Here is a 6,659-nt window from a genome sequence, read left to right on the forward strand (position 1 = left end):
CTCCTACCTGGTCGGTCCGGTGCGCAGCGGCCATCCGAGAGCGGTGCCGCGGCCGGGGGGCCAACATTCGGGATTGACGAGCGAGCTCGGGCGATCGCCGCGCAGCAGCATCAGCAGGTTCGTCGCGGCACCACGGCTGAGGCGCTCGACCGCCTCTTCCGTGATCCCCGCGACGTGGGGCGTCGCCAGCACCGACGGCACACCGAACAACGGGTGGTCGGCCGATGGCGGCTCGTCGGCGAACACGTCGATCGCGGCACCGCCGAGCCTGCCCGCCACGAGCGCGTCGTACAGGGCGTCCTCGTCGACGATGCCGCCGCGGGCGGCGTGCACCAGGACCGCGCGGGGACGCATCAGCCCGAGGGCGCGGGCGTCGATCAGGCCTGCGGTGCTCGGCAGCAGCGGCAGGTGCAGGGTGACCGCGTCCGCGGAGCCCAGCAGATCGTCGAGGTCCATCCGGGTCACCCCGTGCTCGGCGAAGACCTCGTCGCCGAGCACCGGGTCGTAGGCGACGACCGCCATGTCGAGCCCCCACCGGGCTCGCCGGGCGACCTCCCGCCCGATGTGACCGAATCCGACGACACCGAGCGTGCGACCGCTCGCCTCGCGACCGCGCAGCTCGGTGCGTCGGCTCCACGGCTCGCCTGCCCGCAACGCCCTCTCGGCCTCGCCCATCCGCTTGAGCAGCATCAGGACCGCGCCGATCGCGTACTCCGCGACCGGGCCCGGAGCGGCGCCCGCGTTGTTGACCACCGGGATGCCCAGGTCCGTGCACCCGTCCACATCCACGGTGTCGGTGCCCGAACCCGCACAGACCACGCCCCGGACCGTGTCCAGCTGCTCGAGCACCGTCCGCGGCACTGTTCCCGGTCCCCGCAGCAGGAGCGCTGCCGCCCCGGCCCCGGCCGCGAGCACCGATTCCGGGCGGTGGTCGCCGGCCACCACCACGTCGACGTGCGGCTCCAACAGCTCACCGAGCACCGGGTGCAGCGCGGGATGGTTGAGGGCGACACGCGGTCTCGCGGTCGACCGGGACCCGTTCACGGACTCCTCCTGTTCTCGCCGAGCGGTGTCAGGCACCGCCGGAGGCCCCGACCTCGTCGCTCTGCTCCCGCGCCCAGAAGGCGACTCGTCGTTCGATGAGGACCATCACCGTGCGCAGTACGACCCCCACGACCATGAGGACGACAAGCACGGCCCACATGCCCTGGATGTTGAACCGGGCCATCTCCTGCAGCATCACCGCGCCGAGACCGTCCGGGGCTCCGACGAGCTCGGCGGTCACCGCACCGATGACCGCGAAGACCAGACCGATCTGGAAGCCCGCGAACAGGTACGGCGCCGACCCCGGGACCCGCAGCTTGTGGAAGATCTGCCAGCGGGTCGCGCCCAGGGACACCAGGAGCTCGAGGGTGTCGCGCTGGCGGACGCGCAATCCTTGGACGGCGTTGATCAGGATCGGGAAGAAGCTGACCACGGCCACGATCACGACCTTCGTCGTCGCGCCGAAGCCGAAGATCAGGAGAATGATCGGCGCGAGCGCGACCTTGGGCAGGGTCTGGAAAGCGACGATGAAGGGCATCACGATCCGTTCGAACCGGGGTGAGCTCACCACCAGACCCGCCGCGACCAGGGAGAGCACCACCGCCAGCAGGAATCCCACGACCGTTGTCCACAGCGTCGAGGCCAAGGCCACCGGATACCGGCCGGACCCGACACCGTCCACGATCGACTCGGCGATCTGTGACGGCATCGGGAAGATGTCGCTCGACAGCAGGCCCGTCCGCGTCAGTAGCTCCAGGACCGTGATCAGCACCAGCGCGAGCACCAGGGACCACGCGGCGTCCGGCACCATGCGACGCCGTCTCGGCGTCGCCTCGGAGACCGACGCGGTCGCGGTCGTCCCGACCAACGCCGCCTCCCGCGAGCGCTGCGAGGTGCTCACGGGACCAACCTCGCGCTGATGTGCTCCTTGAGTTCCTTGGCCTGCGGGCTCGCGCCGATCTCGGCCAGGCTGCGCGGACGCGGCAGATCGACACGCACGTCGTCGACGACCACGCCTGGCCGATCCGACAGCACCAGAATCCGATCGGACAGCAACACGGCCTCCTCGATGCTGTGCGTGACGAACACGACCGTCGTGCGTCGCTCGCTGTGGATGTACTGCAACCGCAGGTTCAGCTCCTGGCGGGTGATCGCGTCCAGGGCTCCGAAGGGCTCGTCCATGAACAGCACGTCCGGCCGCAGGAACAGCGCCCGGGCGATCGCCACCCGCTGCTGCATCCCGCCGGAGAGCTCCTGGGGATAGCGCCCGCCCTGTCCCTCGAGATTGACCAGGCGCAGCATCTCCCCGGCCAGCTCCCGGCGCTCGACGCCCGGTGCCGGCCGCCCGAGGATCTCGGCGGGCAGCTCGATGTTGCCGTGCACGGTCCGCCACGGGAGCAGGGCCGGGGTCTGCAGCACGATCCCGTAACGCCCCTTCGGTACCGGCCGTCCGGACCCGGCGAAGTCGACGCCACCGGACGTCGCACCGGCCAGCCCGGCACAGATTTTCATCAAGGTCGTCTTCCCGCAGCCGCTGGGCCCGACGACCGAAAGGAACTCCCCCTCCTCGAGGGTCAGCCCGACCGGGCCGAGGGCGTGCGCATCAGCGCCGGCGCGGGTGCGGTAGCTCTTCACGACCCCGGAGAGGGCCAGGGCCGGAACCGGGGTCCGGGCTGGCTGGACGGTCACCTCGTGTTCGGCCACGCTCGTGCCTCCTCCTGGACGGCCGCCACATCGAAATCGTTGATCTCGGCGAGGAGCTGGGGGTCCCAGAACCGGTCGCGGGCCAGCGGGCCCCCTTCGAGATAGCCCCGGCTCGCGAGCTGGTCGACCGCGCCCTGGATCACCGCGGGGTCGACGTCACCCTGGCGCCCCTCGAACGGGACCAGGTGGCCGAGCCGGATCCGCAGTTGCTCGCTGGCCGTGGCCAGGGCCTGGTCGTCCGGCACTCCGACCGGCTTGCTCTGCGGGAACTTCTCCCAGTGGACGCGGACGGCGGCCTCGGTGTTCTCCCTCGCGAACGCGACGCCCTGCGCCCAGGCCCGGACGTAGCGGACCAGGAGGTCGCGGTCCTCGCTGAGCATCGACGCCGGCACGACCGTCGCGGTGATGAACCCCCGCGTCGCCAAGGCCGGCGACGGGACCTCCACGATGTCCACCCGCTGGCGCAGGAGGACCGCGGCGTCGTCGCCGGTGTACAGCGCGTCGATGTTGCCGTTGGCGAGCATCTCGAACGAGTCGACACCGTTGCCGACCGCGACATAGGAGACGTCCTGGGGCCCCAGACCCGCGTCCTGCCCCACCGCCGACTCGAGGATCAGTTGGGTCTCGGACTGCAGGCTCAGGACGCCGACCTTGCGACCTCTCAGATCCGCGGTCGTGCTGATCCCGCTTCCGGGCTTCGTGTAGAGCCGCAGCTGGTTGGTCGTGATGCTGCTCGAGACGGCCCTCAGGTCGCGATTGCGGGAGACCGCCGACATCAGGGTGCCGGTGCCGAGGTTCTGGGCCAGGTCCACCTGTCCGGCGGTCAGCGCTTGCAGCGTCGGGGTGGACCCCTCGAAACCCATGAACTCGACCACGAGCCCCGCTCGCTGGGCGTACGGCAGCCCCATCAGGAGGGAGGTCTCCGTTGCCTGGGCGATGTCCGGGTTCCGCTGAGCGAAACCCAGCGTGATCGTGGTGCTCCCATCGGTCTGCGCCGGCGAGCTGCTGCAGGCGGCGAGGAGCGCAACGAGAACGATTCCTAGCAGGACGTGCACTGAACTTCGGGAAGACATCGATGTTCCCCCTCGGCGACGGGAGTGCGACGGTGGTGGTCGGTTCGAGACGGCGACGTCGGCGAGACCTGGCGAGACCTGGCTAGTCCTCGCCGAACCAGATGGCTCCGGTGGGGCAGGCCCTGCGCGCTTCGATGATCAGATCTGCCGAAGCGGCGATCGTCTGATCGTCGGCATGAACCTCGACGACGGACGCGAGCGGGGGGAGTCGGAACACTTCAGGGGCGATACGGACGCAGTAACCCGCCGCGGCGCAGAGATCGACCTCGATCTCGAGATCGTCGTTCGTCACAGGGACTCCAACCGCACGGGCAAGGTCTCCCAGGTCGGGCGCCCCGGCATGCGCGCGTCCCACGTCGCTTCCTCGCCGGCCACGAGGCGCACCCCGGCGTCCTGCAGCTTGTGGAAGATCCGCAACCCGACGCCGAGCTCGAGGGAGTCGTCGGCGGCCGGCCTCGACCCCATGGCGAAGTCGCGTCCGATGCACATGTGCGCGCCCCCTCCGAACGCCAACCCGTACTGCTGGGCACCCCTCGGGACGGCGCGGCCCGGATCGAACGCATTCGACTCTGAGGCGCCCTCGATCTGCTCGAACAAGGCGGTGTTGGTGGCCGGCCGATCCATCAGGACCACACCGCCTCGCGGCACGACGGTGCCACTGGGCAGCGTGACGTCGGACTGGGCGGTGCGCAGCAAAGTGTTCGTCTGCCCGATACGCAGCGATTCAGAGAAGCAACGACGGAGGAACTCCGGGTCCCGGCGCCACCGTTCGTCCTCAGGGTGCCTTCGGAGCCAACGGTCGAGGTCGTGGACGGCGAAGCCGACAGCGTTGGTGGTGGAGCCGATCGACGCGATCAGGAGCAGGCTCGCCTCACGGTGCGCGGCGTCGACGCCGAACTGCTCCCAGTGCGGTTCGTGCTGGACCATCAGCGTCAGCAGGTCCATGGGGAGCTCGTCGACATCGATGTCGCCGGCGTCGACGGCAGCGATCAATGCCGCTCGACGTGCCCGTGCCGGCTCGAAGTACTTCTGGACGACCTCGAGCTGTGCTTCGAGCGCGTCGCGGACGATCCCTTCCGGGTTCTTGGCGAACTTGCTGCGAGCCCCCAGCTCGAGGGGGATCAGCACTCGGTCGAACTCTCGATAGGCATCTTCCTCGTCGATCCCGTCGAGGCCGACGAGCCGCGCGATGACCTTGACCATCAGCTTGCGCACCGCAGCGATCAGATCGAACTCGTAGCTGGCCCCGCCTCGAGTCCTGATCTCCTCGAGCCACCGGTCCATGTTCGGGACGAGGAACTCCTGCTCGTACTCCTTCAGCAAGGCGGTGCGCTTGAACAGGCCCGCGAGCATCCGCCGTCGCTCGAAATGGGGGTCACCGTGAAGGTCGATGACGCTGTCGCGGATCAGCAGTGTGTGCCACTGCCCACCGTGCCCGGACGACCAGTGGATGGGGGCGAACTCCCGCGACCTCAGGACGAACTGGGCGTCGACGTGGTCACGGACGACGACGGAGGGGGCGTCAGCGACGCTGTTGGCCTGAGCGACAGCGACGGAGACGTCCCGCATCGGCGAGGCGATCGGATCCATGGCCCTCCTCGATGACAAGAGTTGACGCCCCGGTACGACCCGGGACGGTGACCGAAGTCGCGTGGGCGACCTGCAGTGGGAGCAGCGTCACAGTGCCCAGATCGGGAACGTTTGTCAAGCCCTAATAGGGGTCAGCTAGACACGCTTTGATCTGTGTCGGTCGCTGCTCAACGATTGTTCGCACTGGCCGGGGCCGGCGTGGCCTCCCTCGGCGCTTCGGTCAGCGCCCTTACGGAGGCGAGTGAGGCTTCGTGCCCGGCGAGCCGGGCCCAGCAACGACCAGAGCTCCGCAGATGCACCGAGAGGCTCATGAGCCCCTTGCTGCCAGTACTGGGTGAGGTTCCCCCGGTAGCCCGGAGTGCTTCCTACCTGGCCGGGACGGGCTCGGGGTGAGCCCGCCTGGTGTGCCAGGTGTGCTCGTACTCATCGGGGGACTGCCATCCCAGGCGGGCCTGGATGCGCCTCGGGGTCTCGCATCCGCGTGCGCTGCTCCCCGAACTGCTCGACTGGGTCGACCGCCACGACTTCCCCGCGGAGAACGTCCACGGCGACGCCGGCCACTTCGACGAGGCCCCCGACCTCTACGGCAGCCACGACACCAAGGGCGTCCTGGCCCGCGACCGAGTCACCTGAGCGCCTGCGAACAGCGCCACGCAGGTCGGATCACCCGTACTCGCGCCTCCGGGGCCGGCTCGGTCACGCTTCACGGCGACCGTCCTCGAGTCGCCGACCTTCCCGTTCCGCAAGATCATCAGCGATCCCTCAGCCCTGCCTCGCACGACAGCACTACCGCCAGCTCGAACCGACACCGTCACCGGCTCGAGCAACCCCCGGAGCGTCGTGCAGGCCGTCGCACGACAGTTCCGACCTGCTCCTGCAGGCGCGACCAGCCTGCCGTCGGGCCCGACCGCCCCACCTGTCATGACTGCGGCACATGTCCGCGGCCACGCATGACCATCTGCTGCCATCTATCGGTCGATCGCTCGATGTCGATCCAACGAACCATGGCGTCGGCGCGCTCCACGGTGATTCCGCCCCGGTTTGCGACCAGGTGCGCGAACCGACAGCGACGCGGAACTGCCCGCCCCACCACGTCGTCTCTCACCCAGTAGGCCGACGTTTCGCCCCGTTACCTTCTTGATCAGGCCCGGTGAGGGCTTGCAGGCCGCCGGCCACGGCATGACTGAGTGCCCCTGTCGTTGATGATCTGGGGGGTGTTGTCACCGTGGTCGGAGGGCGCCAACGACC

7 protein-coding genes are annotated in these 6,659 nt (G+C 69.3%); 1 reads left to right on the forward strand and 6 read right to left on the reverse strand.

Annotated features, from left to right (window positions below; translation table 11 throughout):
* Positions 1–3: 3 nt before the first annotated feature.
* The 6 genes from AC2A1K_RS33325 to AC2A1K_RS33350 all read right to left on the reverse strand — a co-directional run bounded on the left by AC2A1K_RS33325 (position 4) and on the right by AC2A1K_RS33350 (position 5,411).
* On the reverse strand, positions 4–1,044 hold the full coding sequence (locus AC2A1K_RS33325) for an NAD(P)-dependent oxidoreductase (RefSeq protein WP_483900646.1): 1,041 nt from the start codon (positions 1,042–1,044) through the stop codon (positions 4–6).
* Between the two features lie 28 nt (positions 1,045–1,072).
* The gene (locus tag AC2A1K_RS33330; RefSeq protein ID WP_483900647.1) at positions 1,073–1,945 is read right to left on the reverse strand and encodes an ABC transporter permease; all 873 of its coding nucleotides are present in this window, start codon (positions 1,943–1,945) and stop codon (positions 1,073–1,075) included.
* Positions 1,942–2,748, reverse strand: a complete 807-nt coding sequence (locus tag AC2A1K_RS33335) for an ABC transporter ATP-binding protein (RefSeq protein WP_483900648.1) — start codon at positions 2,746–2,748, stop codon at positions 1,942–1,944. The genes AC2A1K_RS33330 and AC2A1K_RS33335 overlap by 4 nt, the downstream gene beginning before the upstream one ends.
* Positions 2,730–3,656, reverse strand: coding sequence for an ABC transporter substrate-binding protein (locus AC2A1K_RS33340; protein WP_483900649.1), 927 nt, complete (start codon positions 3,654–3,656; stop codon positions 2,730–2,732). The genes AC2A1K_RS33335 and AC2A1K_RS33340 overlap by 19 nt, the downstream gene beginning before the upstream one ends.
* Positions 3,657–3,903: 247 nt before the next feature.
* Positions 3,904–4,113 carry a ferredoxin gene (locus AC2A1K_RS33345; RefSeq protein ID WP_483900650.1) on the reverse strand — a complete coding sequence of 70 codons (210 nt, stop codon included), beginning with the start codon at positions 4,111–4,113 and terminating at the stop codon, positions 3,904–3,906.
* Positions 4,110–5,411 (reverse strand): cytochrome P450, encoded by a 1,302-nt coding sequence (locus AC2A1K_RS33350; protein ID WP_483900651.1) that lies wholly within the window; start codon positions 5,409–5,411, stop codon positions 4,110–4,112. The genes AC2A1K_RS33345 and AC2A1K_RS33350 overlap by 4 nt, the downstream gene beginning before the upstream one ends.
* A gap of 456 nt (positions 5,412–5,867) precedes the next feature.
* Here AC2A1K_RS33350 and AC2A1K_RS33355 point away from each other — a divergent pair, with 456 nt between their 5' ends.
* Positions 5,868–6,044 carry a hypothetical protein gene (locus tag AC2A1K_RS33355; protein WP_483900652.1) on the forward strand — a complete coding sequence of 59 codons (177 nt, stop codon included), beginning with the start codon at positions 5,868–5,870 and terminating at the stop codon, positions 6,042–6,044.
* The last annotated feature ends 615 nt before the right edge of the window (positions 6,045–6,659 follow it).

The organism is Actinomycetospora sp. 2LY8.5, assembly GCF_057180585.1.